Annotated in this window: 40 protein-coding genes; 1 reads left to right on the top strand and 39 read right to left on the bottom strand. The window is 53.6% G+C overall.

The features are described 5' to 3' along the window. The 37 genes from RFN81_RS14435 to RFN81_RS14255 form a co-directional block, all read right to left on the bottom strand. Positions 1 to 147 (bottom strand): hypothetical protein, encoded by a 147-nt coding sequence (locus RFN81_RS14435; protein WP_264496486.1) that lies wholly within the window; start codon positions 145 to 147, stop codon positions 1 to 3. Between the two features lie 5 nt (positions 148 to 152). Beyond that, complete coding sequence (locus tag RFN81_RS14430; protein ID WP_264496485.1) at positions 153 to 539, bottom strand: hypothetical protein; 387 nt, start codon at positions 537 to 539, stop codon at positions 153 to 155. Positions 540 to 544: 5 nt separating this feature from the next. Beyond that, positions 545 to 922: a phage tail protein gene (locus RFN81_RS14425; RefSeq protein WP_264496484.1), complete on the bottom strand. Its 378-nt coding sequence runs from the start codon at positions 920 to 922 to the stop codon at positions 545 to 547. A 13-nt stretch (positions 923 to 935) separates the two neighbouring features. After that, positions 936 to 2,357, bottom strand: coding sequence for a phage tail sheath subtilisin-like domain-containing protein (locus tag RFN81_RS14420; protein WP_264496483.1), 1,422 nt, complete (start codon positions 2,355 to 2,357; stop codon positions 936 to 938). Beyond that, complete coding sequence (locus tag RFN81_RS14415) at positions 2,344 to 2,559, bottom strand: DUF2635 domain-containing protein (RefSeq protein ID WP_264496482.1); 216 nt, start codon at positions 2,557 to 2,559, stop codon at positions 2,344 to 2,346. Before RFN81_RS14415 ends, RFN81_RS14420 begins: the two co-directional genes overlap by 14 nt. After that, complete coding sequence (locus RFN81_RS14410) at positions 2,540 to 3,205, bottom strand: DUF1834 family protein (RefSeq protein WP_264496481.1); 666 nt, start codon at positions 3,203 to 3,205, stop codon at positions 2,540 to 2,542. The genes RFN81_RS14415 and RFN81_RS14410 overlap by 20 nt, the downstream gene beginning before the upstream one ends. Next, positions 3,202 to 3,633, bottom strand: a complete 432-nt coding sequence (locus RFN81_RS14405; RefSeq protein ID WP_264496480.1) for a gp436 family protein — start codon at positions 3,631 to 3,633, stop codon at positions 3,202 to 3,204. The genes RFN81_RS14410 and RFN81_RS14405 overlap by 4 nt, the downstream gene beginning before the upstream one ends. After that, positions 3,633 to 4,025, bottom strand: coding sequence for an HI1506-related protein (locus RFN81_RS14400; RefSeq protein WP_264496479.1), 393 nt, complete (start codon positions 4,023 to 4,025; stop codon positions 3,633 to 3,635). The genes RFN81_RS14405 and RFN81_RS14400 overlap by 1 nt, the downstream gene beginning before the upstream one ends. Continuing rightward, the gene (locus tag RFN81_RS14395; RefSeq protein WP_264496478.1) at positions 4,025 to 4,933 is read right to left on the bottom strand and encodes a Mu-like prophage major head subunit gpT family protein; all 909 of its coding nucleotides are present in this window, start codon (positions 4,931 to 4,933) and stop codon (positions 4,025 to 4,027) included. Before RFN81_RS14395 ends, RFN81_RS14400 begins: the two co-directional genes overlap by 1 nt. An 11-nt stretch (positions 4,934 to 4,944) precedes the next feature. Further along, a complete protein-coding gene (locus RFN81_RS14390; protein WP_264496477.1) occupies positions 4,945 to 5,340 on the bottom strand; it encodes a hypothetical protein in 396 nt (131 codons plus the stop codon). After that, positions 5,333 to 6,472, bottom strand: a complete 1,140-nt coding sequence (locus RFN81_RS14385) for a phage protease (RefSeq protein ID WP_264496476.1) — start codon at positions 6,470 to 6,472, stop codon at positions 5,333 to 5,335. The genes RFN81_RS14390 and RFN81_RS14385 overlap by 8 nt, the downstream gene beginning before the upstream one ends. Positions 6,473 to 7,098: 626 nt before the next feature. After that, the gene (locus RFN81_RS14380; protein ID WP_264496475.1) at positions 7,099 to 7,653 is read right to left on the bottom strand and encodes a phage virion morphogenesis protein; all 555 of its coding nucleotides are present in this window, start codon (positions 7,651 to 7,653) and stop codon (positions 7,099 to 7,101) included. Between the two features lie 220 nt (positions 7,654 to 7,873). After that, positions 7,874 to 9,118: a phage minor head protein gene (locus RFN81_RS14375; protein WP_264496474.1), complete on the bottom strand. Its 1,245-nt coding sequence runs from the start codon at positions 9,116 to 9,118 to the stop codon at positions 7,874 to 7,876. Next, positions 9,105 to 10,670, bottom strand: a complete 1,566-nt coding sequence (locus tag RFN81_RS14370) for a DUF935 domain-containing protein (RefSeq protein WP_264496473.1) — start codon at positions 10,668 to 10,670, stop codon at positions 9,105 to 9,107. The genes RFN81_RS14375 and RFN81_RS14370 overlap by 14 nt, the downstream gene beginning before the upstream one ends. A gap of 3 nt (positions 10,671 to 10,673) precedes the next feature. After that, positions 10,674 to 12,335: a phage terminase large subunit gene (gene terL / locus RFN81_RS14365; protein ID WP_264496472.1), complete on the bottom strand. Its 1,662-nt coding sequence runs from the start codon at positions 12,333 to 12,335 to the stop codon at positions 10,674 to 10,676. Then, the gene (locus RFN81_RS14360) at positions 12,336 to 12,539 is read right to left on the bottom strand and encodes a hypothetical protein (RefSeq protein WP_264496471.1); all 204 of its coding nucleotides are present in this window, start codon (positions 12,537 to 12,539) and stop codon (positions 12,336 to 12,338) included. After that, positions 12,532 to 13,032 carry a DUF1804 family protein gene (locus tag RFN81_RS14355; RefSeq protein WP_264496470.1) on the bottom strand — a complete coding sequence of 167 codons (501 nt, stop codon included), beginning with the start codon at positions 13,030 to 13,032 and terminating at the stop codon, positions 12,532 to 12,534. The genes RFN81_RS14360 and RFN81_RS14355 overlap by 8 nt, the downstream gene beginning before the upstream one ends. Next, positions 13,032 to 13,325 carry a hypothetical protein gene (locus RFN81_RS14350; protein WP_264496469.1) on the bottom strand — a complete coding sequence of 98 codons (294 nt, stop codon included), beginning with the start codon at positions 13,323 to 13,325 and terminating at the stop codon, positions 13,032 to 13,034. Before RFN81_RS14350 ends, RFN81_RS14355 begins: the two co-directional genes overlap by 1 nt. Next, positions 13,322 to 13,564: a hypothetical protein gene (locus RFN81_RS14345; RefSeq protein WP_264496468.1), complete on the bottom strand. Its 243-nt coding sequence runs from the start codon at positions 13,562 to 13,564 to the stop codon at positions 13,322 to 13,324. The genes RFN81_RS14350 and RFN81_RS14345 overlap by 4 nt, the downstream gene beginning before the upstream one ends. Further along, positions 13,561 to 14,187 carry a hypothetical protein gene (locus RFN81_RS14340; protein ID WP_264496467.1) on the bottom strand — a complete coding sequence of 209 codons (627 nt, stop codon included), beginning with the start codon at positions 14,185 to 14,187 and terminating at the stop codon, positions 13,561 to 13,563. Before RFN81_RS14340 ends, RFN81_RS14345 begins: the two co-directional genes overlap by 4 nt. Continuing rightward, positions 14,171 to 14,803: a transglycosylase SLT domain-containing protein gene (locus tag RFN81_RS14335; protein WP_264496466.1), complete on the bottom strand. Its 633-nt coding sequence runs from the start codon at positions 14,801 to 14,803 to the stop codon at positions 14,171 to 14,173. Before RFN81_RS14335 ends, RFN81_RS14340 begins: the two co-directional genes overlap by 17 nt. 2 nt (positions 14,804 to 14,805) lie before the next feature. Then, the gene (locus tag RFN81_RS14330) at positions 14,806 to 15,159 is read right to left on the bottom strand and encodes a putative holin (protein WP_264496465.1); all 354 of its coding nucleotides are present in this window, start codon (positions 15,157 to 15,159) and stop codon (positions 14,806 to 14,808) included. 85 nt (positions 15,160 to 15,244) lie between these two features. Continuing rightward, entirely contained in the window at positions 15,245 to 15,595 is a 351-nt protein-coding gene (locus tag RFN81_RS14325) for a hypothetical protein (RefSeq protein WP_264496464.1), read from the bottom strand. Positions 15,596 to 15,604: 9 nt separating this feature from the next. Then, a complete protein-coding gene (locus RFN81_RS14320; RefSeq protein WP_264496463.1) occupies positions 15,605 to 16,039 on the bottom strand; it encodes a Mor transcription activator family protein in 435 nt (144 codons plus the stop codon). A gap of 2 nt (positions 16,040 to 16,041) precedes the next feature. Beyond that, entirely contained in the window at positions 16,042 to 16,455 is a 414-nt protein-coding gene (locus RFN81_RS14315) for a gp16 family protein (RefSeq protein ID WP_264496462.1), read from the bottom strand. Then, positions 16,452 to 16,850, bottom strand: a complete 399-nt coding sequence (locus RFN81_RS14310; protein WP_264496461.1) for a hypothetical protein — start codon at positions 16,848 to 16,850, stop codon at positions 16,452 to 16,454. Before RFN81_RS14310 ends, RFN81_RS14315 begins: the two co-directional genes overlap by 4 nt. Further along, positions 16,847 to 17,302, bottom strand: a complete 456-nt coding sequence (locus RFN81_RS14305) for a hypothetical protein (protein ID WP_264496460.1) — start codon at positions 17,300 to 17,302, stop codon at positions 16,847 to 16,849. Before RFN81_RS14305 ends, RFN81_RS14310 begins: the two co-directional genes overlap by 4 nt. Continuing rightward, positions 17,299 to 17,748, bottom strand: coding sequence for a hypothetical protein (locus RFN81_RS14300; protein ID WP_264496459.1), 450 nt, complete (start codon positions 17,746 to 17,748; stop codon positions 17,299 to 17,301). Before RFN81_RS14300 ends, RFN81_RS14305 begins: the two co-directional genes overlap by 4 nt. After that, positions 17,745 to 17,960, bottom strand: coding sequence for a hypothetical protein (locus RFN81_RS14295; protein WP_264496458.1), 216 nt, complete (start codon positions 17,958 to 17,960; stop codon positions 17,745 to 17,747). The genes RFN81_RS14300 and RFN81_RS14295 overlap by 4 nt, the downstream gene beginning before the upstream one ends. A gap of 1 nt (position 17,961) precedes the next feature. After that, positions 17,962 to 18,282, bottom strand: coding sequence for a hypothetical protein (locus RFN81_RS14290; protein WP_264496457.1), 321 nt, complete (start codon positions 18,280 to 18,282; stop codon positions 17,962 to 17,964). After that, positions 18,282 to 18,743 (bottom strand): hypothetical protein, encoded by a 462-nt coding sequence (locus RFN81_RS14285; RefSeq protein ID WP_264496456.1) that lies wholly within the window; start codon positions 18,741 to 18,743, stop codon positions 18,282 to 18,284. The genes RFN81_RS14290 and RFN81_RS14285 overlap by 1 nt, the downstream gene beginning before the upstream one ends. 272 nt (positions 18,744 to 19,015) lie before the next feature. Continuing rightward, positions 19,016 to 19,654: a DUF3164 family protein gene (locus RFN81_RS14280; RefSeq protein ID WP_205541119.1), complete on the bottom strand. Its 639-nt coding sequence runs from the start codon at positions 19,652 to 19,654 to the stop codon at positions 19,016 to 19,018. Beyond that, positions 19,644 to 19,847, bottom strand: coding sequence for a hypothetical protein (locus RFN81_RS14275; protein WP_264496455.1), 204 nt, complete (start codon positions 19,845 to 19,847; stop codon positions 19,644 to 19,646). Before RFN81_RS14275 ends, RFN81_RS14280 begins: the two co-directional genes overlap by 11 nt. 3 nt (positions 19,848 to 19,850) lie before the next feature. Next, positions 19,851 to 20,087: a hypothetical protein gene (locus RFN81_RS14270; RefSeq protein ID WP_264496454.1), complete on the bottom strand. Its 237-nt coding sequence runs from the start codon at positions 20,085 to 20,087 to the stop codon at positions 19,851 to 19,853. Positions 20,088 to 20,101: 14 nt separating this feature from the next. Continuing rightward, positions 20,102 to 20,995, bottom strand: a complete 894-nt coding sequence (locus RFN81_RS14265) for an AAA family ATPase (RefSeq protein WP_264496453.1) — start codon at positions 20,993 to 20,995, stop codon at positions 20,102 to 20,104. Positions 20,996 to 21,011: 16 nt separating this feature from the next. Further along, positions 21,012 to 23,045, bottom strand: coding sequence for a Mu transposase C-terminal domain-containing protein (locus RFN81_RS14260; protein ID WP_264496452.1), 2,034 nt, complete (start codon positions 23,043 to 23,045; stop codon positions 21,012 to 21,014). 23 nt (positions 23,046 to 23,068) lie between these two features. After that, positions 23,069 to 23,335: a helix-turn-helix domain-containing protein gene (locus RFN81_RS14255; protein WP_264496451.1), complete on the bottom strand. Its 267-nt coding sequence runs from the start codon at positions 23,333 to 23,335 to the stop codon at positions 23,069 to 23,071. A 137-nt stretch (positions 23,336 to 23,472) separates the two neighbouring features. Between RFN81_RS14255 and RFN81_RS14250 the strand changes: the two genes are divergently transcribed. Further along, the gene (locus RFN81_RS14250) at positions 23,473 to 24,252 is read left to right on the top strand and encodes an XRE family transcriptional regulator (RefSeq protein WP_264496450.1); all 780 of its coding nucleotides are present in this window, start codon (positions 23,473 to 23,475) and stop codon (positions 24,250 to 24,252) included. 145 nt (positions 24,253 to 24,397) lie between these two features. On the opposite strand, the gene RFN81_RS14245 is transcribed toward RFN81_RS14250, so the two are convergent. Further along, positions 24,398 to 24,964, bottom strand: coding sequence for an AarF/UbiB family protein (locus RFN81_RS14245; protein ID WP_264496449.1), 567 nt, complete (start codon positions 24,962 to 24,964; stop codon positions 24,398 to 24,400). Positions 24,965 to 25,182: 218 nt separating this feature from the next. Further along, positions 25,183 to 26,262, bottom strand: coding sequence for an alanine racemase (alr, locus tag RFN81_RS14240; protein WP_264496448.1), 1,080 nt, complete (start codon positions 26,260 to 26,262; stop codon positions 25,183 to 25,185). Positions 26,263 to 26,296: the final 34 nt, after the last annotated feature.

Below are 26,296 nucleotides of genomic sequence, written 5' to 3'. Positions count from 1 at the left end.
TTACTTTCTCCCTTTCTTGGTGGGTTTTCTCGGGCGTTTCTGGCGCAGTGACTTCACGCGGCGGGTTGACCGTTCCCCGGCTGACAGGTTTTTACCGTGCAACCGGGCCAGTGCCTGGATGTAGCCGTCCAGCTCTGAACGGCTCATCGCTTCTATTTGCTGTCGGGTGATACCATATTTTCCGAGGGCAAGGACGACGCTGCGGTATCCGGCGAGGGCGGTCTCAATGCCGTCAGCTTTTTTTTAAGTGCTGAGACCTGCGCGTCGATGAGATCAAAACCATCGTCGGACAACTGGTTAAGCAACAGTTCTGTCGTCACGTTCTCTGCATCAATACCCTCAATCGTCACCACACGCGCCAGAATGCCGACGCGGTAATGCATCCCTGCTGCGGCACCTTCCGTAGTGCCTTTTTCATCCTGAGTTTCTTCCAAAGCCGCGATGGTATCCCCAACCACCGGCAGGCGAACTGAGAACGTAAAATAACGCTTACCATCCAGCTCAACGCCATACAGTAATGAACCTTGTTCAGTCACCATTATTCCTATTCCTCCACCCGACGCAGCGCCTGAAACGTGATATCCCGTTTGGCTTCGTTATCAACTGTATACTGCGCACCGACTTGAGTAGTGTACGCATCCAAAAACGACACCTTTTTACCGCCACTGCCGGAGAGCGGGTATTGCGTGATTTTCACGCCCTCCATGCCCTCCCAGTCCAGATCGCCGCTCAGGGGGATCACTACCGAGGCCGTGACCTGATATTCCCGGATACCGCGTGAAAACCCTTTCGAACGCCCGGTCTTGTTCATCGTCTTGACCGGTTTACGCCCGGTCTGCGTGTCTTCTTTCAGGTCGGTGCACTCGATTTCCTGTCCGTTGATCTCGAGGATGATGGCACCGACATACTCTTCTAAGGCCATGCTATGGGCTCCTTTACAGCAACAGGTCGATACGACCGGCGAAAATATGCAACCCGTTCACTACGTCCGCCGGGATGCGGCCATTAAGTCGGTTGCTATCCTGCGAATCACGCTCGATGATGAGCGCCGCTTTGTTCGCGTCCACCTCTTCGATGATCTCCAACTCTTCGAGCTTGTAGAGCACATCCAGCAACTCGCTGCGTACCCGGTCTGGGGTACGGGAACTCAGCTTGTCGCGCGGAAAACGCAACGAGATACGCTCACGACACGCCTTGCGCACATAGTCGAGTGTACGAATGGTGGTGATATCCAGCAGCGACACGTCATCAACACCGTCGGCATTCTTGGTGTAGGTACTGATCGCGCGGACAATCTGCACCGCGTCACCGGGGCCGACTTCAAACGGCGTCAGGCCGTTATACAAGGCGCTCTCCTGCTCATTACGCCCTGGGCGATCAGCAAGCGCGGTCACATCCAGCGTACTCATTGCAAGCGTGTTTAACGGGCGGGCAGGATCTTCTTCACTAGCGATAATGGCGGCATACGCTGCCGCAATCTGCGCCGGGGTCTTCACCGAGCCGTTATGCCAACCAACGGTAATGCGTCCGCTGTTGATGCTGGCCGTCATCGTCGTCCCGGTTGACAGCGATTTAGGCCAGCCCGCTACGCCGATTGCGCCGCGCTGTTCCATCGGGCCGCTCGCTTTGTCCAGGTGTGTGCGCAGGGTGCGCAACGCGTCAGACGTGGCAAACGGGCTGACGATAATGTTATGACCCGCCGCGAATACAGCCGCCAGTGCCAGCGCGATATCAGGATCGATTTCTCCGCCGGTCATAGCCGTTGCCGCCACCGTGACACCGACCGCTGTCGTGCTGGCGCGGAGCTGGATGTCGTTACCCGCCGCGCCCTTATTTTTGGCTGTCAGCGTGACTACGCCAGCCGCAGCCGTGGCCGTGACTGGCAACACTGCTTTCTGCGCGATAGCCGCAGCCAGCGCCAGCGCGATATCAGCGGCGGTATCGTCAGCAGATACCGCAACGTCAACGCGTGTCGAACCAATCCATACGCTCAACGTTCCCGCCGTCGTAGCCGCGCCAGTCACCGTAAATGTTCCGGTTGCAGCTACGGCGGCACTGTCGTCGCTGATACCGATGATTTGCAACTGCAAATAGCTGTTGCTGCCGATAGCCTCGACGGCCATCATGTGCGCCATTGATCCACGACCGAACAGCATCGCTGCCTCATCGTCAGAGAACACACTGACCGCCTGCAGCGGCTCCGCCGTGCCGGTATCTAACATCTGTGCCAACATCAGGACGGTCTGCTGGTTGCCGGGCAGCGTACGCACGGCCAACCTAGTATTAAATTCAAAATATTTACCCGGTTTGCGAATGCTGCTGCCGATGTCGTAAAACTCAATGTTAGGACTGGCCACTATTCACCTCCGTTTTGTCCTTTTTGCCCGCCACTTTTAGCGGCTCGACGGTAACGTCAATCAAATCGCCATCAGCAATACGACGCAGGTAGTACGCTGTGCGCTCCACCTCAACCAGCGTATCGCTGGTGATATAGCGACGGGCGTTATCCTCGCGCGGCACACTAACGCCGGGCAGCGCTTTAACCTTGATTTTGTTCATGATTAATCATGTCCTCTGCATCCGGGCTGGCCGGAGTTTGCGGAATGTCATAACTAAGACGGGTACGTAACCAGGCCGGATCATCGGGACTGGTTTCACCGTGATAGCCGTTAAAAATGCTGTCAGGGTGGAAGGCTGACGGGCCGTCAAGCGGGTATTTGCCGTTTTCCAATGCGGTTTCAAACCACTTGGTGTCGAACTCGCAGGCGAAAACTGACAGCGCCTGATGTTCCAGGCTGGTGTTAAACAACGAGCGCACCCGGCCAGGCATCAGAAAATCGACCTTCAGCCCGAACTCGGCCAGGTCTTGCCCGGACAACAACCGGCGCACCGCACTGACCAGACGATAAGTGCCCACCTCATTGAGGTTTGCACCGCCGTGGCGTGAGGCTTCTTCGCTGCGGACACTGTACTCACCGACAATCACCACAAACCGCCCGACAACCTCATACTTGCGTTTGCCGATATTGGCATTTTTGGTGTTCTGGATACCGCCGAACGTCACCCAAACGGCAGGTAAAGCGCGGGCAACGTCTCCCGGTTCGCCGTCCAGTTCGCCGCCGTAAGAGCACACGTTCGCGGCCATACGGCCCATGCCTTTTTTAAGACGCGCGATCATGGAATTTTCAATATCGCGGATAATCAAAATGCACCTCCCCCGGTGGCGTCCCGGTCAAACGCGCGACCCGATGACTGAAAACGTGCGCCAGAGCTGGTCTGCTGAATCACCTGGCCGTCAGGCATTTTGCCCAGCGAGACTTTCCCAGCGGCGACTTGCTCCAGATAACGCACTGCATCCTCATAGCGCGCCCGGATTTGCTCTGTCGATTGCACGCTTGCGCCACACAGGAAGTAACGGGCCATATCACAGCAACGACCAACCAGCACGCCGGGTGTATCCGGCCACGGCACCGGATAGCGACCGACAAGATAGCTGTCGATTTCGGCACTGGCGCGGGTCAACGCGCCAGAAATCACCTCATCATCAATGTCCCCGGTGTACTTACGGTCAGTGAGCGAAACACATTCCTTCTCACCGAACGCGTGCACCATATCGTCACGGGTCGCGTACATTATTTTTTCGCCTTCGCCGCGTCAGTCGCGGCCAACTGCGCCTGAAGCGCATCACGCTCAGAGGTCAGCGCCGTGTTGCTTTCTTTCAGCGCATGGCATTCACCGGAGAGGGCATCGAGGCGTTCGTTAAGCGATGTGATCTGCTCGACGTACTTCAGTTCATTGGCCTCAAGCGTTGCAATGCAGCCGCGTGCCTTAGCCAGCACGGCTTCGGCGTCAACATCATCCACGGCATCACCACTGACGCGAACGACGATCAACTGCGGCTCGCGCTCCAGCATCGCCAGCTCTGCGGCGGTAAAACGGTCATCGGGGTAGGTCTGGGTTTTGGCGCTGTGCGCCATGCCGCAGCGACGGAAACCGTCAGCACGGGCAGTGATTTGGATCGGCATTATGCAGCCTCCCCGGTGGAGCCATAGGCCATCTGCCAGAACGCGTAGCCGCCGTTGGCACGGGCTTCTGCACCAAAACGGAACTTCTTACGCATAAAGACGTTGTCGTTGTTGTAGTCCGTCTGTTCAACGAAATCCGGCTTTTTACGCTCCTGGTAGATAATGGGTTTCACCGGCTTGCTGATATCGAACAGGAACCACTCGGTATCGGTTTTCAGCTCAGGAACGACCAGCACTTCCGCCGTGCCTTTGTACGGGTTCGGTGTGTTATCCGGGAAGCGGTCGGCAGTCATCAGATAGTTGGCTTCATCCTCCAGGGCCGGAGGAACAACCAGCAGACCGGGCAGGATTTTGAGTGACGCGCCTTCTTCATCCTTCATGCTGCGCAGGGCTTTACGTGCCGCACCATAGCTGGCCTGTGCGGCGGCAAGACTGGCCGTGGACAGCTTTTTCGTGCCTTTGTTCGACACAGACTTCCCTTTGACGGGGTGGTCAGTATCAAAGAACGGCTGGCCGTCATAACACAGGTTGGTAAAGCCATCGCTGACCAGCGCAAACACAATGTCGGCGGGCAGCTCTGCGGCAGACTGGCCCGCCGACTGCGCCTGGATGGCATAGCCCATCAATTGATCGTCTTCGATATCGTTGCGATCCACTTCGACGGTGGCTTCCCAGTCCTTGTTGCGGATGGTGTAATTAAACGCGGCAAGCGATTTAATGACCTTGTCGCCCACCCATTCACGCATTTTGGGAAAGCGCGACAACCAGGAATAATCGTTTTCTTTACCCGTTGATGGCACGACCATTGCCACCTTTTTCCAGTCAGACGGCGTTTGGGTAAACGCATTCTGAAAGGTGGTTTTCAGGTTAACGAAAATCGCTTTAACAACTTTTACATTCACTAACACGGTATTTCTCCTTAAATCAAAACCCAGACGCCATCGCTGCCAACGGCCTGAACTTTTCCGGCAACCGGGCGGGCATCGGCGTTGCTGGTCTTGGCGACGGTCTGACTGTCAACGACATAGCAGTCTTTGCCGATGTCAGCCTGCGTCACTGCGTCTGCGCCATGATTGGCAAACTGCCATGCCCGGCCACGTCGCAGCAGTGCATCCACGCCGCCATTGGCGCCCGCGTGGTTATCCACCCAGCCATCACTGACGCCGAGGGTGATTTGAGCCGCAGTGGCTGTCGCGGGAACGGCATATCCGCCTGCATTGGCGGCGATGATATGCCCGCCAAAAATCTCCGTTGCCGCCGCGACAGGAACGGGGAACAGCAGCCCATCGCGGTGAGGCGTATTGCGATCACTCATTGCCTTCTCCTTTTATGAATTTGGTAACGTCAGCCGGATCAACACCCATCATGTTGCAGAGGGCGACATTAACTTCACCGTCATCCTCGGGGGTATCAGTTTTGGGTTTAACGCCAGCGGGCGGCTGGCCCCCGGTCTGAGTGGTGGTCAGCGCGGCAATTTTGGGCGCACTGTCCAGAAACGCTTTCAGACTGTCCGGGGAAGATTGCGCCAGGGATTCCGCCCAGGCTTTTTGTGCCGGGAGCAAACGGCCATCCGACAACGCAGCGGTGATAAGCTCGGCACTCTGCTGCTGCGCCAGTGCCGCCACGTTGTTGTTTGCGGTTTCCAGCGCCTGGGTGACAGATTGCTGCATTACCTCAACCGGCACCCATTTTGCCGGGTCGGGGGTGGCAACCTGAGCGGTGAGTGCGGCAACGTTTGCAGCATCCGCCGTCAGTTTTTCAATCAGATTGAACGGGGTGGCCGACAGCGTCTGAAAGGATGCTGCTGCCGTTCCGGCGCTCGCCGATGCCAGTTGGTCAATGAGCTTGTTTAGCTCGGCGGTAATGTCTTCTGCCGTTGCCGTGATCGGCAAATTCAGCATCCAGCGCAGACGCTCCAGTAATTCGTCCATAGTGTCCTCTTGGGTTGATGATGTGACGGCCAGGAGTGAGGCAGCGGCAAGCATGACCTCATCCATGCCGTCAACAGCGGGGGTGTTGGTGAGCGCGGCGTGCAGGAGCTGCAAGACGCGGCCTGATTTGTCGTAAGAAAAAACAGGGGAAATAAAACGGTAGGCGCCTTCGGCGATCATCTTCGCGGCGCTGTCTGTCCAGATAACATCGACCGCAAACAGACCGTCACCCTCACGCCATTCCAGCGTTTTGAACCACCCGGCCGCAGGCGCAGGCAAACCATTCTTGGCCGCCCGTAGGGTCTGGTGTTCAAAGTCGATAACGAAAGGGGTTTGCTGTGCGTTAGCCGCTGCGATCAATGTCTGCGCGACCTCGGCGGTCATTATCCAGGCGGCGCATTCTGTTGGACGACCATCACGCGCCCGGAACTCACCAGCGGGGAACAACTGGATGATGCCGAGAGAGGCTTTATTGATTTCTGCCGACAGAGCGGCGACAAGCGGTTTTAGTTTCATGCCGCCAGATTACGAGCGACGGCGACAGGCGATCAGTGGAAGGGGTTCAGTGGGTAATAAAGCGGCTTGTTTTTATCTTGCCACGCCAAACGGGGTGATGACAATCGGTGTAACCCCTTTTAAACCCCGTTTAAATCGTGTTGTAAGCCCCTTAATGATATAAGGGGCTGCAACGCTATAGACTTCACAAAAAATCACGGCTGAGACGTTTGACGTAGGTCTGTGTTAGCCGATGTGAATTTTCGTGTGTGCTGCATCAGACACGGATAGGAACAGACGATCAAGTTTACCAGGGGCAATAGAGGTTATAATGGTGGTGATTACCTCTGCAAACTTATCTTTCGCTTTATCTATCTCTTTCTCCAGGTCCGTATAGCGATCATCGAATGTGATTCTTTTTTGCCCTGCGTAAAAATTGTAGGGTAGTGCATCCTCTTCAATATTCGTGTCTCTGCTATAACCTTCAGCTTCAATAGCCTGCTCTATTTGTTTATAGACACTCTTATCATCAGCAGTGCCCGTTAAATCGAAAGTTACATAATAAATCAGCGTTGCTTCTTGTTTATGAAACGCATCGTCAAGGACTTATCTTAATCGACTCATAGTGGTTCCCATAGGTAGTGTAGTCATGAACCCAGCACTTGCCGCAAATACTCCTGTGCCGTGTTCTCCATTCCCTCAACATCCGATTCAGTAAGATGCAAAAACGGACGCGCAGGAATAGTTATCTTATACTCCCCCATAGTGTTCCACTGCGAGAAGTTCGATTTGGATTTTTTCACGAACCGATGACCAACGCTGCCGTCTTTGTGCTGTTTGTAGTAAGCCCGCTGACTGCGGGCGGGCATATTGATGGTGCCGCCCTCCTGGTGGATACGGGCATACACCACATTGGTGCCCACGGTGGCGCTGTCGTTGTCGTGATACTCGCTAATGCTGCTGGCTAATCGCCCTGATTTTTGCAGAATTTTACCGCCCCGGCGTTTTGCCCAGTAAGCGTTGCTTTTCCACCCCGCCCATGAAGGGCGACCTTCCTGGGCGAAATTCTCCTCGACCGCTTCATGCATGGCCGCTGTCAGTTCGCGCATTAGCGGCTGGCGTTGTTCCAGGCGGTTAATCAGTTCGCCCAGGCCTTTCTCAAAGTCGCTAATGTCATATTTGATTTCGTAACTACCGCTCATAAATTACCCGGTGTATACTGAAAGTGCGGTGGATGGAGAGTTGTTTCCAATGGGTAACGGTTGCTGCTACGCCTTGAGCGTTTGAGCATGATCCGGTTCGAGTCCGGCGCTGTTCATCCCACCGCCTAATCAAGACTGCCCCACAGCACTTCGTTAATCCCTTTGTTTTTCAGTGATTCATCATTCGCCAGGATTTTTCCTGTTCGTATCAGATTGGTTTTTATCCGTTCTTTCCCCCCCCCTCTGGCGGTCGGGCCTTTAGCTCGCGATCAATGAACACAACCAGCTTGCCGGACATATCGGGTAAATCCAGCACATAGGTTAAGGCTGCATCCACTTTCTGCGTGTTATAGAGAATGGCTCTGGGGTTCAGGATGAACTCAGGCAGACGCTGCCAGAGTGGGGCCGGAAGTTGCGCGTCTTTGCTGTCACGTATGGCGTGTAACAGGTTTTCATCAGTCAGGGTGATCACCGCCGATTCCACCGCCACGCCTTTCTCGGAAAGCCGATCCACCACCTGCGGCGGCAGTGCGCCAACGTGCCGGAGCTGGCCGCGTGCCTGTTTGTTCAGCAGCGTGTTATTGACGAACGCGTTAACGTCGGTTGAAACGGCCTTTAACAGCGTCTCGTTACCCAGCGTCTGGCGAACGGCCAGCGATGCCAACTGCGGTTCGGCGACGGCAGAACGCTCAAGCAGCCGCTGACCGAGGGCGGCAAGATATCCCTCGCCGGGGTTGTGACCAAAACCCGCATCCGGCGTATATAACTGGCCGTTCCACTTAATCGCACTGACCATGCGTGAATCATTCGGCCCCCAGGCTTGTTCGACCTCGACGATTTCGCTGTGCTGGATTGTGATGTTCAGGCGTTCAACATCGGCCTGGGAACGCGCCCGGATACGGCAACGGCACCCATAACCATCTGGTGGGTACATAAACTGCCAGACCGGATCATCAATCCTTGCGGTGTAGCCATGTAACGCGGCGTGGCTTGGGCGGATATGGGTATCCATGATCCCCACGCGCTGCAAGTAGGGACGAAACTCTGCGTTAGCGAGCTGCTCCTCGTAACGGCCAGCGTTATACGCCGCCTGCATATTGGTTTCAAAAATGGTTTTCAGACGGCGCGGGGTAAGTTTTTTCCCTTCAAGCACGCCGTCTTCATCGGCTTTCAGCCCCGTACCCAGCCAACCCTTTTGCGCAAGAACGGGATGTAACCGACGCCTGAACTGCTCCAGCGTTTCGCCATTTTTCAGCGCGGTATTGAGACCGCCCCGGATATCCTCTAACACATCCTGCTTGAGAACACCGGCGACAGTGAAGGCGGTGGCGTGCGCACGGGCTTCGACGTCATGCCAGTTAAAACCAATGGCGTACCCCTTCGACTCAAAATAGCGGATCGCTTCTTCGGGTTTCAGACCAATGGCATACGCCAGATTGACGTCGCTGGAGTTAGCTGTCGGCATTCAGTCGCCCCCACACATCCGCGACAAACAGCGCCTGTTTCAGCAACTGCTGGAGCTGTGCGTCATCAAGCAAAGGATAGCTGGCCGCGATGGTATCCAGCGCATCATCCGGCGTTTGTCCCTGCTGCAACGCCGCGACCAGTGGCACAATCAGCGCCTGCATGGCATCGTTTATCGCTTCCGGCGTTGAGCGGGCGCTGTCGAGTGCCACCTGTGCCGGGTCGCTGATTTCTTCCGGCACCGTACTGAGTGCGGCAAAGGCGCGGTACGGGGAAACGGATAATCCGGCCATCGGTGTCGGTGCGCCTTCGAGCACCGGCTCGTCATTCTGCGGCACAGGGATACCGACTTTTTTGTGTACCCATGAGGTCGGGATGGTTTTCAATCCGGCCTGGACGAGCGTAGACACACCGGTAGAGAACGAACCGATATCCTCTAGTTCGCTGGTATCAAACACGAACTTGGGCAACCGGCGGCGGCTGACCTGATAGCCGTTAATGGATAACAGCATGTGAATCATGCCCTGGAAGAAGCCGTGCAACTGCTTCGCATCGGCGACCAGAATGTCGTGGCGCACTTCATTGTGGACATTTCCCAGGGCGTTGGTTGAGGTTTTGCCGTCTGCCTGGCTGGTGAGTGTTCCCCCGAGTACCGCTTTTGAGACCGTCCGTTCGCACCAGTCGATCATCGCCATGAAGGGGTCGGACTGCCCCTCTGCTGCCGCTTCAAACGAAATTTCACTCCCCATCGGGATAATACCGGCGGCGTTGTGGCCGAGTGTCACCAGAGCGTGCAACAGCGCGTTTTTTTGTTCGTCAGATGAGCCTTCCATGTACTTGCCAACGCGGGCGGGCAAGCCGTAAATCTCCAGAAACTCGGCAAAATCACGCACGCTGTAATTCTTAAACAGGTACGGCCATACCAGCACGCGGTATAACCCGGACTGCGCCACATAGCCCGATTTGGCATTGTGGGTATGCACCAGCCAGCCGAACGGCCACAGCTCGGCACCGTTCATGCTGCCATCTGACAGGCGCACCGTGTCGTCAATCTCGGGGTTAGTACAGAACCAACGGTGCGGGCGCAGCGTGATTTTGTCAGGCAACCAGACATTCTCCTCAAACTCCCAATGTTCAATCTCCTGCGCCGAGAAACCGTGGCCGATAGCTTCCGCTGCGTTGAGGATAATATCTTCAAAATTGGCAATATCATCCATCCACTCGCGGATCATCGCCGTGAGGTTTTTCTCTTCGGCTGTCGCGTTGCGCGGCGGTTCGATACTCCAGTCCAGCCCCAGTAGGGCATTTTTGCGTTTGGACATCTCCGAAAAGATATGCCCGTCCTTCTCAATCATGTCCTCAAACAAATCCGCCTGAGCGGATAAATCCCCGCGCTCTGCGGCCTCAAGGATACGCGGCAGACGACGGATCGACAGGCCGCGCGAGGGATGTTCGGGAAAGTGCCGGGTTATCTGTGCGACACGCGCGGTCTGCGGGTTTTTCAGTACCTCGCGGTTAAGTGGGCGACCGTGTAGATCCACAATCTGAGCCATAAACTACCAGCCTCCAGAGCCAAAACGACTGCCCCGGTCATCAGAATCAGAATGACGGGGCGCAGGGGTAAATGAAAATGCACCAAATCCAGACACGGCCAGCGCCCACAGCATATGTAAGGCATCCGGGCCGTCGTCATGGTCAGCCATCGGGAAGTGTCGTAACTGGTCAATCAATGTAGATTGGCTCGGATGTAATCGAATTAATCCGTTTGCCATATGTGGCTGCAAGGACTCGATGCGCAGCAACTTATCGCTGTTTGGTGTTACCGGACGGGCTGGAACGGGGATGCCCAATATAGCACTACGTTTTACCAGTTCTGCGCGGAGGAACTCCTGGAACTGGACTGCTTCAAACGACCATACCAAACAGCAATAGACTTTCTGAAACTCGACAATGTCGGAAATGATTTTGTCAGGAACGCGCTTACGGATAGAGGCTTCCACAACATCTAAGATGCCGGTGTGGCGGTTAAAACCGCCGACCAGTATTGCGGCTGGGTCACGTTTTTTCCCATGCAACCCCAGACTGGGGTCACATGAACCAAAGAAAAGCCACTCGTTAAGCCTGTTTACCCAGAATGTAATGCAGTTAGCAAAGGGGGCATCTTCGCCGCTGACCGGGTCATTCTGGTACTCGGAATCAAAGGTACTGTGACCGTCGCGTGCGCGGATCAACATCAGCGTCAGTATCGGACGGGCAGACCAGGACACCACTGCGCCCTCGTCCATTTCGAGCTTGTGGTTCTGGTAAAACGCGTTCGCCATCCATTCGCCGTTACTGTCGTTATTACGCAGGATCTCTTCCCATTCGTCCCACAACGACATATTGACCGGCCATTGAATAACGGCTTTAAAGCGTGCCGATTTCCACAGGGGATTTTTCAGGGTGCGCGACAGGACTGAATCGTAATGCAGGATGGTGCCGATATAGATAACGTCGAACTTCGCGCCCGCGCCACCGAGCGGCAGGATGGTTTTTTTCAGCCAGTTATCCAGCTTGTCGCGCTGTTCCGGGCTGCGCACCTGCTCGTCGTTTTCGATATCATCCAACACCACTAAATCAGGGCGGTACGGGCCGTGGCGCAGGCCACGCAGCTTTTTACCGCTGCCCGCTACCTGCACCTTGATATCGTTGTGCGTGACGATGGTTCCGGCCTGCCAGACACGGCCACCGCCTGCCACCTCGGGGAAATCCATATCAATGCGGGGGTTAAACGCCAGTTCGGCCTTGATGGCTTCAAGCATCGGATAGGCCTGATCAATGGAGTCCATCACGATGACCAGGTAATGTTTAAAGCCACAGATGATGCACCACAGCGAGAACAACTGGCTGACCAACGTTGATTTAGCCTCGCCACGCGGTGCGGCTATGGCATCATTTTCGCCTTTGGTACTGGCGATAATCTCCGGCAGGCGCGTAAACAAGTATTTATGCAGCTCGCTTTTATCGGTGTGGCGCACATAGTGCGGGAAGTAGTGCTCAACAAAATAGTCATACCCGCTGACCGGATCGAATACGCAGGCGCGTCGCTCAGCAATGGCCGCCGCTGACGGATCAAAGCCGACACATTCGGCCTCGATAGTCCGGCGTAGCGTTGCCGCCAGTTCTTCAAGCTCTTTGGCAAAGTCTTTGGCGGTCAGCTTGTTGGATTTACGCGCCATTTAATCCCCACTTAATGCCGCGTTAATCTCATTGATAATGCGCGTCTCGGCCTGATAGCAGGCTTCGCCGTAGCCCGGTAGCAGAGTGTGTTTTACGCCATCGGCCCAGACGAAAACATCGCCGTAGCAGCCCCGCTCTATACGGGTTATCTGACTTGCCATTACGGCGTTTTCATTGTTAATGCGAATTAATTTGTCAGCCATAACGTTTTCCTATCTCTTCACCAAAGCCATCAAGGATGCTGACGAACGCCTCCAGGTGTTTGGGGTGACGCTCACGGATGAACGTTGACAGCAACTGGATAACCTCAAGCGCGACGGACAGCTCACTGGTTTCCGGCAGGATCTTCTTGCTGGCCGACGTTGCCTTGTTAAAAGCATCTGCCAGGCTTGCCAGCAGTTCGACGCGCTCACGCGCTGGGATACCTGCCTCGCCGTTGAGCATTTCAAGCGTGGTCTGGTACTGCGTTACCAGCCCGGTTAAGACCGCGCGGCCAATATCTTCAAGACCACCGCCCGCCATCACATGAGCCGCCCGCAGCTTGTCCCAGTCATCGCCCGCATCCTGCGCCTCTTTCTTCCAGCGCCGCGCCGTTCCGAACGCAACGCCCGATTGCGCGGCGGCAATCTCAAGGGACATCTGCCCGAAAATATAGGCCCGTCGCAGCTTGTCGCGGATTTCCTGCGGGTGTGCCATTACAGCCCCATTCGTGCTTTGATTAATAAAATTGTGGTGGTGATAAGCCCACCGGCGACACCGCCCGCGACGCCACCGGCAATCGCACCCTGGCGAACGGCGGCGGCTTCGATGCTGTCCATGCGATGCTCAATGCGATCAAGCTGACCGGCGATCGCCGAGAGGTCAGATGCTGGAAATGTCTGAGCTTGTAGCGCCGCCAGGCGGTTTTTAATGGTGTTCAGGGTTTGGGTATCAATGCCTTCGACTACCGCACTGACGCGGCGCACACGGCGTTTTTGCCTTGCCTTCATTTATCTGCTTTCCTGTCCAGTTTGTTATCGATACGTTCAATCGTTTTTTTCAGGTCGCGCAAGGCGTCCATGACGGAATCCTGATCGCGCCGTGCATCCTCACGACGCTGGTAATCGTTTTTGATGCGCTCAACGTCGGCCCGCAGCGATTTCAGTGTCTCGCTGAGGCCGCGCACTACCAGGCCAAACAGCATTGAGATCAAGGTCATTGCGACACCGAGCGTCCATTCAGGGCTCACTTGCTGCGCTCCTTGTTGTCGTTATAAAACTTGTTGAGTTGCTCAAGCTTGCCGCGTAGCGTCAGGCACCATTCGCCGTAGTCGCCGCTGTGGCCGAGGAGTCCGGCTGGGGAGAGTCCGCCTCGGGTGCGGGTGGCATCGGCGGAATATAAAGCAGCTCCGCCGGGGGCTTGTCCGGTGCCGGACAAGCTGTAATCGGTATAGCCGAGGTTGGCACGGTAGAGGCGCAGGCTGTCAGGGCCAATGCCGGTAAAAGCATGACCATCATTTTTAATTGCATGGGGGATGTCCTTTTTACGCTGTTCATTGGCCTGGGAAAGTTCAGCCTGGGTTTGCAGCAGTTCAGCGGCGAGTTGGTCTGCGCGTGCTCGCTGTGCCGCCGTATCCTCCTTGGCTTTTTGCAAGGCGGCAGCGTGTTGCTCGGCAGCCTGGCGCTTGTCCTGCTCATACGCCAGAATCTGCGCGGTTTTCTTATCGATGCTATCCCGCAGGGTTTTGATGGTTGCTTGCAGATCGGCTTGCTGGGCGTGTTTGCCCACGTCATGTCCGAATTTGTAGCCAAATGCGGTGACGGCGGCGAGTATCAGCAGGTGCGGCCAGTAGGTTTTAAATAGCGCTATCACAGCTACGGCCTCCCCAGGTTAGGTAACGCGGGGCTAACTCATGCAAAATGCGCTGCGGATAGTGGCGATTCTCGCGCCAGTTGGCCGCAGTTCGTCCGGCGTTAACCGTGGCGACATGACCAAACCAGCGCTGACGGTCTAACCCTCTCTGTGCTGCCAGTGCCTGATCGCGCTGCACCCAACCCAATCCGCCGTTGTATGACGCTAAAGTCATTGCCATTCGCTCACACTCGTTGCGAGCACTGACACGCTCCCACAGCCAGCGGTCATAACGCGTTAAGGCTCGAATAGCCCAGGCGGGATTAAACGGTTGGTTCGTCTTTAACTCAGGGATGATGCGGCTGAACCAATCGGAGGTGGCGGGCATAAACTGCGCCAGTCCCTGAGCACCCACAGGGGAGACGGCACGAGGATTCCAGCCGCTTTCTTGATGAAACTGGGCGGCAAAATCAGCAACCGGGGCATTGATACCCCAATCCAACCGTGCGCTGCGGATCACATCATTACGGTACTGTTGAGCGGTGGTAGGAGGCTGTGCGGCGTGGGCATGACCGAAAAAACCGCCAGCCCACATCAGCCATGCAATCACAAACCAGGTAATTTGCGGCCAGCCCATGATTACAGCCCCATTGCCACAGCCAGGCAAACAGCAGCAACGATGATTGCACGTCGAATGAGTGCAGCGGCAAAGACCCGCTCGCAACCTGATTTAACCGGATAGATAGCGGTTTTCATTAGTTCGGGGTTGTGTTCCAGATATTGCGCTAACCCGGCCTTCGGGAACAACGAACGATCAAGCCAGTAGCCCAGCACTGCCGCTAATGTGATGAGTGAGATTTTGTAAATGACAACGGGAAGTTGCTGCGGTGAAACCAGGCCGATCAGAACCAGCAGCAGAACGGCCGTCAACTGCCAGCCCAGCAGGCGTTTAAGACGGGCAATACGAAAGATTTTGTTATTGAAAATGTTCATGAAACCACCTCGTTATGTGAGGTGGTCAGTATTGAATTACGCGGGGAGGTGAGTCAGTGGAAGGGGTTCAGTGGTAAGGTTGTTATTACTTGTTCATTTTTTGTAAGATGCCGAAAACCAGTGACCAAACGTCCTTATTTTCTGTCGGATGGACATTCTTGCAGTCAATAGATTCATTGCTGTAATCGTTATCATCGATTTTGTCCGTATTGGTAAGCAAGATTATTTTGCGCCACGCACAAGCATGAATAGGGCTTTTTGGGAAAAAATCAACATCACCTTTCGCCCCCCATCCGTTGCTGTAGCTAAAGGCTAAATTTCGCTGAGTCTGATAGTCACCAGTTAATGCTTTGTTTACAGTTTCCAATTGGCTCATGTCGTTAGCTGACGCAGTGAAACCAATGCACATCAGAAGTATAAAAAGTGATTTTCTCATTATTTTTTCTCAAAAAAGATTTTGTTGTGAGTGTGTTACCGCCGTTTTACTTTCCCGCACCAATTTCCACGCGAACCGGTCAGAAAACCCGTATTTGGGGCAGAGCTGCGTCATAACCATCAGGGATGATGTACCACCGTTCCGCAGTTCTGCGAACTCAGTAAGAAAGCGCTGGTTACGCAGTTCGCGCAAAGCACGGTCGCAACGCGGGAGATAAAGCACTTCACCGCCAAAATTCTTAACCAGCAGCAAGGCATTATCTTCACCAACCGTATCACGCAGTAGCTCCGCACGATGTGCGCCCAGCGCCCGCAACCCTTTTCCGATAGGGAACGTCGTACCGCCGAATTTCTCCAAAAGCTGGGCGGTTGCCGGAAAACCGATGAGGTCGGCTATTTGCAGGACTACATCGGGCAGCAGCCCGGCAACACGTTCCAGTTCCATGATTAACCCTCGGTTTTGTCTCGACGTTTGGCGTCGATGATCAACGCCTGCATGAGTTTGGTTAACTGCTGTATATCCAGCCAGTCAACATATCGTACACCAAACATATGCTGCGCCATAGTCTCGGCATACTGCCACGGGCGCTTAGCATCAGCCAACAGCGCCTCAATTTTGCTGAGTACGTTTTTTTTGCTGGCAGGAACGCTCGGCTTGCGACCACGCTTTTTCGCCTTACGTGGGTAGCCCTGCTGGTGCATATACTCCTTAACCTGCTCCAGTTCTGTTATTGTGCAAATGGTCGATGAGGACTTGCCCGTCAAGCGAGCTAACACGCTACGGTAGGTCACATCATCCCACCCGAGCGCGGCTTGACCCGCTTTAATCGCGCCAATCATGCGGCGTTGCTGAATATTCATAACTGTTGCTCCCCACACTCATCACTTAATTGTGCGTGACCGGTCACACCTGTTAGATTCAAACGCCGAAAATCACGCGTAAACCAACATGCCGCTTCGCCCTTGAACAATCTATTACAGCCCGCAGGCAGTGTCTCATGACAACGTGGACAAACGCCCAGTGCGGCTTCCTGCCGCGCCAGACGCTCGTTATCGCAAAGTATCAGCAGAGAGACATAATCGGCTTTACTGTAAGGCTCCCGGCCCGGATTACGGCGATTGCAGTTCTCTTCCAGCATCTGCCACTCGCTATCCGACAATTGAAGCTCTAGCCGATGCTGGCCGAACAGTGAAGACTGACGGGCGCGTTGGCGGCGCTTACGCGCCGCTGCCTGCTGCTGGATTGCACTTGTCATGCGTCACCGTCCTTACGTACTAGATGAAGCATTGCGGTGCGATAGGCATTCCAGCCGTCAGTTTTCCCCTTATTGTAGGCATCGATCTCTGCGTCTTCGTCTGGTGTTTCTAGCATCTCATCCGGCACCACGTAAGGCTGGCTTGCAACTGATGGAACGGGGCGGCAAAACAACTCAACAACGGAATAAAGAGGATCGCCATCTTCCAGATCGTCATTTAGCCTTGCTACTTCATCACCCATCAAGCCCGCATCGCCGACACAGCACTCATCAAAATATGCATTACCATCTGGATCTGCGATTCCGTACATAAATACATCTTGCCCTCGCAGCTCTGCCAATTGTGTGCGCAGTGATATCAATTCACGCGCCATTTCTCGCTGTTCGTCCACGCCGGCAGGAACTGAACCAAAGCCAATTACTTCCAGCCGTGTATCATTAATGGTTTTCATTCTGTCAGCGCCTCCAATCGTTGTTCTGTAACAGCATCAATCCGGGCAGCAAGGCCGAGGCGCATTAGCCAGTCAGAGAGCTTAAACAGTGCACCCGCGGGGGATTCAGTATCGGGGAATTCATCCAGGGCAATAACAGCCTGCCAACGGCCACAATGTGCGGTCAACGTGACATCCTGCTCCAGAACTTGACCATCCAGCGTGTGGTGCAAGGTTAGCGTGAGGGTTTCATTATCCCCACTCAACTCATACCGATTGATGAAACAGCCCACGGACTGATTGCCGACATGGCCGAGAATCTGTTGGTCAGGATTGGGACTTTGCTTACGCAGATCCAGCAGCTCGTCACGACAATTAGCCAACATATCCAGAAACCGATCACCCAAATCGGGGTTATGGGCAATAAAACCATCCAGCAAATGTAAATCAGCGCGAACATTATTCATGACACTCTCCAAAATTTTTTATGACGTTCAATGGCCTGTTTCATTTCCCGCTGTGTCGCAGGTTTGTAAATGCGATTGCCGCGTGCGTCGTAAAACTCAAAACGGGACTTCCCAGGTAGTGCTGGACGCTCTTTTACGAGCGTGCCATCGTTCAGGCGGTAAAGGCGCTTTGCGCCGTTTTCCAGATATTCACAACTGTTAACGATTGCCATATCACACCCCACCTTCCGCGCAGCGGCTGCACAAATCACTCTCAACCCAATGGCAGCCGCCTTCACATGCGTGCTCAAACACGCAGTTGCACACTCGGCAAGATTGGTAGGGGTCAGGGGAAATAATGAAATGGCCTTTTTCATTAAAAGATGCTGGTTTTATTTGCGCAACAATCAGCTTTTGCGGGTTGCCGAACAGCTTTTTACCGACGCTATTTACAGCAACTTCGGCGCTGTATGTACATGATGCAGTTTTGCCGTTTGCCCTGGCGAAATACGCGCCGCTGGTATATCTAACGGAAACATTAATTGAGACGGACATTATTCAACCCTCCCACCTAATACGAGCGTAATGCCATCACGTTTCGCGACTTTGTGGGGGGCGCACCATTTCAACCATGTTTCTAAGGCCTTAATAGCCGCATCCCCATCGGGGGCCTCTGGCACACCAGGAACCAGCAATTTCCCCTCGCTGGCTCCTTTGCCATGCCGCGCGACGACATTAAGGAACATTTCCAATGCATACTTAGGCCCGGTGGCGATCAGAATGGCTCCAGAATCATCAACAGGTGATGTATCACCGATTTCAATCAGGCCGCTTGCCCAACACCATGCAAAGTTCGGTGTTGAATCGTAATAGCTTTTGCAGCCACAGCGCGGGCAGGTCGAATTATATGTGATGAAATATTTAGCCTTGGGGTCGAATACATCTACCCGTTCAGATTTCAGATGGTTATTTCTGCAACGAGTGCATTTCACCTGCATATCTTGTTTATCTGACATAATTCAATTCTCCTGATTTTGGCGTAAGCCAACCCTGGCGGGTTTACGCCATTTTTAAAGAAGTTTTAATTTCGGTTTAAATCAGCTTGCGGGTTTTAACGTATTAATTTTGACGAAATAAGGCTCAAGATTAATTTCAACAATCGCACCGCAATTAAAAGTCACGCGCGATATCGACCGTTTTAACCATTCGTCCTGGGCGTAGAGGAGGGGCGCGATGAAAAAACGCCGTCACAACCTTATGCTTTTTATTAAACTCGCCAGCGTTCACATCACACCCCTGCGATATCTAACGAAATAGGTTGATACTGGTCAGAGTCGCCGATCCGCTCATAGACGCGAATATAAGAACGACTACCAACGACTTGTACCGCTTCGCCGATTGCATCCATCGCCCGATTCCAGCGCTCGTCCGCAATCTCAAGTCGACGCAAGGCCAGCACCGCACCGGTGTTAACCTCACCTGATTTCTCAGACTGAAACGCGCGATTGATAATGGCATGAACCTCTGGACGTGCACCTTCTACCCAATCCGCCAGACACTCATCAATCAACGCTTTAGCAGCTTGTAGGCGCTCATCAAAATCAATGCGATCTTGCATAGCTCGCTGAATCTTGTAACGGCCATCGTAGCTATACAGAGTGACATTGCCTTTTTTTCCACCCAAGTTAACGCCGTACTCATCGCCAGAAAGCGCTACGAACGCGGCGATATCAGCAAAGCCAGACAACTTAAACTCAGTCAGCGCTTTATTGACAACCAACGCACGACCAATAAGTTCCGCAACCAGCGCATCACGCGCAGTATCAATCGGTTTAATCAAATGCTCTGGCGTTAATACGCCCTTAGCATCAACCCAGTACCCCTCCGGGGCTGCGGTTTCGGTGAATTGTTTGTTTTTAATGGACATTGACTTTCCCCTTACGTGATTTGGATTTTTTCACTACTGCTTCAACTTTCGCTAGTACGTGTCCGACCAGACCTGCCGCAACCTTTTCGGCAGCACGCTGCGACAGTTCACTATCGCTAGGCTCAAGCTCGACCTTGCAATCAACCATTAGCCCGCGCGATCGGTCACGCAAATACACAATGACTTTTGCCATCAACTACCTCCAGATAATGTGAGCGCCACGCCAGCGCGTCATTTTTACAATTTGCCGCACACCGTTACGGGTTTCAGTAATATCCACTGCTCCGGCTTCCCACGCTTTGAGTGGACGATCAACTTCAATCACAGGGCGTTTAAAATTTAAATTTACATTGACGACATTAATACCAGACTGAATCAGCCGATTAATTGGCCTCATTAATTCAGGATTGTTAATTGGCAATTTGCACATCATTAATACCTCATTAATTAACTAATCAGCATTTCTGCAAATTTACGTACCGCGCCCGCGCTAATAGCATTACCGCTAATATCGCTATGACGGCTGACACCTCGTACCAACTTAAACAGTCGCCGAGCATTACCACGGCAGGCTTTAAACAGCGCCCCCGCTATGTCGGCGTTCTGCGCATCAGGCAGCATATGGGTAGCGATAATGTTGATATCGTCCTCTGGCAACACATCACCAATGAACAGGGCAAATCCGACGCGGCTATATAACTGTCGGTACTCACCACGCTTGCCTTTCAGGTTGATGATCAGGCGCGGCATTCCGGCCAATACCAGCCCGATCCCCGCTTTATCGTGAATACGGCGCAGTGTTTCGAGGGCGCGATACGGCAAGTTTTCCGCTTCGTCGATCATCACAATACGGCCCGACTCACGCAGCGCTGCAATGCACGCCTCGCTCAGTTCGTGCATATTGCCGCGCTTGCTGAGACCGAGACGACTGCACAGTTCCTCAAGTACCACACGAGCGGTGTAGCCTGGGTCGGCTTCAATCAGTATGGCGTCACGATGACGTGCAGCGTATTCCTGTAACATCATGGTCTTACCCAGCCCGGCCTCGCCGTAAATCACATTGATATCGCCGTCCAGATGCGCCATTCGAATAACCTCAATACCGCGTGCAGACGTCATCGTTTTGACGTATTCAGCCGTAATGCGCTGACCTTTGTCCTTCTCACGCTCACGCGCAATGAATCCCTCGATCAGTTTATTAATGCCGTCTACATCACCAGCATATTTACCCTGTAAATACTGGTTAATGACCGCAGGACTCTTACCGATAGCCCGCGCTGCTTGCGCTTGCGACCAGCCTTTACTGGTAATCAATTCGTTTAATTCAGCTTGTAAACTCATATCAGCCTCTCTTTATTTACCGCTGCGCGGCTTTCTTTCTTAAATATTCATCGCGGTCGGTTTGCAGGAAGAAATACGGCTCGTCTTCCGGCTCCGGTCGCTCTGCGGGGATGAAACTGCCAAAATCAAATGTCTGACCAGGCAACGCTGGATTAAGCTCAGCGTTTATTTCCTCAGCTTTCTTGTTATTCAGCGCCATCCTGCGGCTGTGACGGTCTTTGCGAACCTTCTCGATGTAATCGACAGGGAACGCGGCGCGGGTGTTGCCGTTGACGATGGCCGTGCAGACCAGCGAACCATCCAGACGACGAACGGTTACGCTCGTTGCATCGTGAATATCGAACGCGACCAGCACTTCCTCGCCGTCAACCTGAATCAGTTCCTCGGCAAAATACTGATTGTTGAAAATGGACAACCAGCCGCGCTGCGCGGTGCGCTTGACTTGAGGACGGAACATTTCGCGCAGCTCTGCCTCAGACAAGCGATCGATCTCAGCGTCAGCCAGCAACTCGGCGCGATACTCTGCAGGCGTGTAATGCCCACCCGCTTTACGCAGTGGTAACTCGCTATGCCGGTGTTGTGTGTTATATGCAGTGACTTCATCTTCAATCGCATCAATCAACTGATTCCAGCTTGGTAACTTGGCAATCGCAGACTGTTGCACTGGATTTAGCGTTTTATTCTGATTCAGGGCATTCACGGCAGAATCAATCGCGCGGCTGGTAATACGTGCAGTTTCTTTATCCGCCGACTTACCGTTATAGGTGGCGAACTTACGGGCGATACGTGCTGGAATTTCCCTATTCAGACGCTCGATGATGCCGCGTGCTTGCGGGTTCCCCGGAATACCTGTGGGGTGTTCGATCCCCAGACGCGGCAGGATACCGGTGATATCCGCATCCAGCATTTTCCCGGTTTCACCTGCACCATTATCGGAGTAGTAAAGTAATGGAACGCCGTGGCGTTCAATGCCGTGACGCAGTGCGTCAGCAACGGCCAGCGTGTTTTCTGACAGCGCCAGGCTCCAGCCGACCACATAGCGAGTACGACCATCAATCACCAGTGTTAACTCTGGCGTGAATGGGCGTCCGTGGTCAGGATGCGAGACTTTCATCTTCATGCTGTGACCGTCACCAATCCAGACGCCGTTAACTGGCATCACTGACCAGTCGCGTTTAACGTAGGTCTGCAATGCAGTCATGGCAGAGCCGGTGACGCGGCCGCGTTGGCGAACGATGCGAGGCATTTTGTCAAGCGCCCGATAAACCGCATGGACAGAAGGAACTGCATCGCGCATCGCAGGCTGATCGGCATACCGTTGATGCCACTCGGCGCAAAAATCCTTGTAGGCCTCAGCGACAGAAGGGCCGTTCGGGTTGCGATAGTGCGCCATAAACATAGGCACCCATGAAAGCTGCTCTGGCTTCTTGGCTTTTTTATGACCGGGTGCTAAAAGGGCGAGGCGTTCCGCGCTGTTTTTGGCTCTCAGATAGTCAACAACCCACTGGTTGAGCGCACGAACGCTGACGCCGACTCGCTGGCCTTTTCGGGCATTAGCGAGATCAACGTACTTTTGCAGGTGTTCAGGTAAATCGCCGGAGCGTGACCGGTCACAGATAAAATTAATCGACTTAATACGTGACAGGCCGGTATCTTCTAGACGCAGCACTTCGACGGCCAGCACCATACGAGCGTCGGCAATATCGCGCTGCTTTTGTGTTAGCTCTGCTGTTTTCTGGTCGAGCACCGCAGGGCATTGACGCACGATTTCGAGCAATTGACTGGATGACGCAGAAGTCTTCGCCACCGTCGGAGCCTTAACAGGCTGCTGTTGCAACAAAGTGTTGTAGTAATGCTCACGGATCTTGTTTTGGATATCAGACGGCATTGAGCCTAAAGCAAACTCATTACCCCCGCCCATGCCTTTCCGCTTACGAGTGCCCCAATTTTCTTTTTTTGCTCGTTCGCGTATGTTTCGTGAAGTGCCAGGTAGCTCAGACAACTGCATTTGAGCCAATTCTTCGGCGCTGTAGTGAGTTTTCAGGTTCATAAGAATAGTCTCACTCACTTAAATCAATTGTGTACATGAGCAAAAGAGCGGTTAGAATCACCGTTGTATCGGCTAGGCCAGATAGTCTGAGGTGAGATACCAATCGCATCAGCAATGATTCGTTGCCCTTTCGGCCACTTTCTATCTAAGGCATTGTTTAGTGCCGTTGGCGTTTTGTAACCGTGATGTTTAGAGAGCGCCCTCAAAGACCACCCTCTTTTATGGAGAGCAGCAACAATATCGGCACGGTGCCAGTCGCTTTGAAGCTGAAGATTATTTTTTTTGATCATCTTTTCTGCTCATTTACTGAAAACATGAACAAACGATATACGCAAAAAAGGCAATAATCAACTCGGATAAGTCAATTAATTAACCTCATCCGAGTTAACCATCCAACTCAAAAAAGAAAAAATAACGGATTTATCTTATGAATCATAGTAATAAAGCAAATATGGACGAAAAAGAAAGGCCACAATCAACTCATCCGAGTCAGTCAACATCACTCGGATGCGTCGGTTTTCACGATAGACTGAGAAGCCTATTGACTAAGTTTAAAAGTGTTAATGCGTTTGCTACATCTGCTGGGGTTTCAGTATCAGGGCTAAATCGCCTCTTAGAAGGGGGATATCCGACATTACCTATATTGATCTCTGTCGCTAATGCTGGAGGGGTAAGTGTACAGTGGCTGGCAACGGGGGAAGATACTGGTAAAGCTGTGTTAAACAATGCATTCGATCAGCAGTATAAAAATACTCAAGACGTTCTAGGTAATCCTGTTGATGTCGAAGAGTTTTCATTTATTCCCCGTTATGATGTGAGGGCTGCTGCGGGCTATGGCGCACTGAATGAAACAGAAACACCGAAGTTTTCTATGGCATTCCGTAAATATTGGATAAAGAATTTTCTCAATGCAGACCCACATCATCTATTCGTTATCACCGTGGACGGTTCGTCGCTTGAGGGAACTCTGAATGATGGTGATAACATCCTCGTAAATGGCGCGGACACAGACCCAAAGGAAGGGATTTACGTGTTGCGCGTAGATGGTCATCTGTTGGTTAAGTTAGTTCAGCGTGTTCCTGGTGGGCTATTGAAGGTATCAAGTACAAATACAGCGTATGAGCCGTTTACGGTAGACATGAACAACCAGCCTTCCGATTTTGCAATCATTGGTCGTGTTGTGTGGTTTGGCAGGACAATTAAATAGTGGTTTAAATGCCGATTAAACAGGATCAACCGGCGCTCGAAACTATGCAGTTTTAAATACAAAAAAGTCGACTTTTGCCCATTTCTTTCTGGGTTATGCAAAATCTCTGAAATTCCACGAAAGCCGCGCCATTAAAGGCATCGCGCTATCCCAGACTCTCTCCCTTAGCTATGCAGAAATGATCACTCCCCCACACGAGGAAGCGTAATAACCGCAAGTCGGCACGCAGTTTTTCTCCCAATCCTGGGCGCTGTATCTTTACAACCACTTCGGTGCCGTCTGTGAGTCGGGCCCGATGAATTTGCCCTATTGACGCTGCCGCGAGTGGCTGGGGATCCAGCCAGGAAAAAACCGCATCAGGATTGTTATCCAGCGCATGGTGTATCACCGCTTCGGCATCTTGCCAGGGAATGGGGGAGGAATGGCTGTGTAAGCGCCCTAATGCGGTCGTCCATTCCGGGCCGAGGAGATCGCTACGCGATGCCAATATCTGACCTAATTTCACAAACGTCGGCCCTAGCGCTTCAAGCGCGGCGCACAATCGTTCGGGTAGCGATGCGTTTGGCGAGAAAGTCTGCCGCACGGTAGGAGGAGCAACCTGCGTCAGGCCAAGAAAATGGATGATGTCCCGCAGACCGTGACGAATTAAAACGGTAATGATCTCCGCAAGGCGTTTTCTATCGCGGGCGGTAACCATGATGAGTTTCAACATACCGTTATTGCTCCTTATACCTGACGATTCCCCAAGTATGGTGGAGTTTTTCCCCTTCGTGAGCAAAGCGATGATTTTTATCGGCCATCGGGAGGAATTCGGCCATGAGACGTAGGGAAACGGGAGGCGGGGACGCGATCGCCTCCCCGGTCGAGAGGCGAAATATGGCTGGTTCACACCACGCGCGGTCGGCTATCAACGGCGGCGGCGACAGGACATTACTCGTCTATATACGTTAATTGCGCGCGCGAGGTGAGACGCGTAATCAGTTCGTAGGCACTGACTCCAGTATGCGCTGCAATACGTTCAACCGGTAGTGCTGGCCCCCAGAGAATCGTGTCATCGCCGACCTTGTCTTGCGCTTCCGGCCCTAAATCCACCGTTATCATATCCATTGATACCCGGCCGGAAAGCGGCACTTCACGCCCATTGATCAATACCGGTGTCCCGACTGGCGCACAGCGCGGGTAGCCGTCGCCGTAGCCAACGGCCACGACGCCTAAACGCGTGTTGCGCGGGCTAGTCCAGATCCCGCCATAGCCAACGGCTTCACCCGCCCGGTGTTCACGCACGGCGATCAGATGGGAGGTAAAGGTCATGGCAGGCTGCAAGCCGAAATGTGCGGCGTCTTCGTTGTCCAACGGTGACACGCCATAGAGGAGAATACCGGGACGAACGCGATCGCGATGTGCCTGCGGCCACAGTAGAATGCCACCGGAAGCGGCGATAGACTGCGCGCCCGGCTTACCTTGTGTAAAAGCATCAAAGCAGGCCAATTGGCGTTCGGTGGTGCCAGCGTCGGGCTCGTCGGCGCGGCAAAAATGGCTCATGACATTCACAGGCTGCGCCACGTTGCGGCATTCGGTTAGGCGTTGCCAAAATGCCTCGGCGTGTTCCGGTAGCACGCCGAGGCGGTGCATACCTGTATCGAGCTTCATCCACACGCGGATCGGCTGCGATAACGTGGCCTGTTCCAGCGCGGCAAGCTGTTCAGGGCTATGAACGGCGGTTTCAAGCTGATGCTCGGCCAGTAACGGCAGTTCATCGGCGGAGAAAAAACCTTCCAGCAGCACAATTGGCTTAGTGATGCCCGAGGCCCGCAGCGCCAGCGCTTCGGAGAGTCGTGCGACGCCGTAGCCATCGGCGTCACTGAGAGTATGCGCACATTCAAGCATGCCGTGACCATAGGCATTGGCTTTCACGATGGCAACGACCTGACTATGTGGTGTGAGCTGGCGGATGCGTTGCAGGTTGTGGCGCAAAGCACGCCGGTTAATGACGGCGGTTGCCGTTTTCATTTTTGTTCCTTAGCGCCGTGTTGTCATTGCTGAG

The organism is Pectobacterium cacticida (assembly GCF_036885195.1).
GTDB lineage: Bacteria > Pseudomonadota > Gammaproteobacteria > Enterobacterales > Enterobacteriaceae > Pectobacterium > Pectobacterium cacticida.
The sequence above is the reverse complement of the archived record's forward strand: the minus strand, read 5'-3'. Positions and strand labels throughout refer to the sequence as shown.